Source organism: Endozoicomonas sp. SESOKO3 (assembly GCF_024606255.1).
In genome coordinates, this window is sequence record NZ_JAHHPR010000031.1 from 1 (window position 1) to 1,425 (window position 1,425).

The window sequence follows — 1,425 nt, forward strand, 5'->3', positions numbered from 1 at the left end:
CTGCTGAAACATGGGCTGACCTATGCCAGCCAACGGTTTCGAACCCGTTGGCTGGCATAGGTCAGCCCATGTTTCAGCAGAACATTCCTGACCTTTTCCTGATTATCCGGAAGCGGCTGACCTGGTGAAACATAAAACTCCAGCTTGTAAGTGCTGGGTGGTTTGATAACAAAGTATTCATTTTTCAGGCGGTTATCAAAATACTCAAACAATGGAATAGCTTTTCGGGAACCAACGAGTAATAGGTGATATAAAATTTCCCTGCGGGTATCCTCACCGATCTCGCCACTCATTAACATTTCCTGAAGTTTGTCCTTCGATTCAGCTAACCGTTGGCTATGATCAATAAACTGTTGTTGGTGGCTGCTTAATAACTGGCACCAATCGGGCGTCATACAGAAAAATCTGTAATAAAACATTGAGAAAAGACAATGTTGAAAGGCAAATCTATCAGCTTCTGCCGCAGGATCGCTATTAAGACGTTGTGCAAGAAAGTTAAAGTTCCATTGACCTCCTTCAAAAATGGCTTCATTGTACCTCAAGTGAATCTCCATCTCATCAATAGCATCTAATACAGTGATCAGTTTCTTAAAGGCACCGTGCATGGACTGAGTGGTTGTCATTCGAGGGCATTCAACGATAATTTCTCCCGCCACGGCGTTGCAACTCAGCTTCATGCCATCAGCATTTTTATCCAGTTCAATCGCTTTTAGTAACTGCACCAGAAACCACATACGCTTCAGCCTGCCGGGTTGATCACTGCCATCAGGATTATAAAACTGGTCAGAGAATTTCAGCCGCAAGGTTCGTCCTTTTCCACCCTCAGCGTGTTCAAGCAGCTCGATAATGCCCACATGATTGCCAAACTCCAGATTAACAATCATGGCATCAACCATACTGACGACAGTGGCTTGAACTCCTAATTTTTCGATGGATTCTCTGCAGGACGGCGTCAAAAGAGGCGCTTTTTCACCCAAGGGAGTGCAATCAACATAAGTGACTTCCTGTTCCATAGATACCTTGCCCTGACCAGAAGCCAGAGTAACCGGTGCCAGCGCGTTTATGAAGCACTGATGCAGGGCAAAAATCAGGTCATGGACACTCAAAACCTGCCTGGCCTCAGAGTGATGGAGTGTTTGAAGACAGGATTGCAACTGATGGCAGGCTGCCACCCACTGACGAAAAGTTCCCGATGATAACCGGTCTTCTTCGCTGGATTGCAGAGAAGGGATGATCGTTTTTAACCCTGATTGAATGGTCTGTTTCAGCGTCTCGAACCGGTTGATTATTTGCTGTAACTCATCCAGCAATGGCTGAACCTCGGGTGAATCCTTGTCATCCGCCAGCAGCAAAAAGGCCCGGTAGCCGTCCAACAGGGCTTCGGCTCCATGAACCAGTCGCTTTATGTTGTCCCAAGATTCTGCC

General features: G+C 46.5%; 1 protein-coding gene. It reads right to left on the reverse strand.

What is annotated here, in order from left to right; all coding sequences use genetic code 11:
- Window positions 1-20: 20 nt before the first annotated feature.
- The coding region (locus KDK18_RS00400; protein WP_257252394.1) for a hypothetical protein at window positions 21-1,425 on the reverse strand (1,405 nt) is incomplete at its 5' end.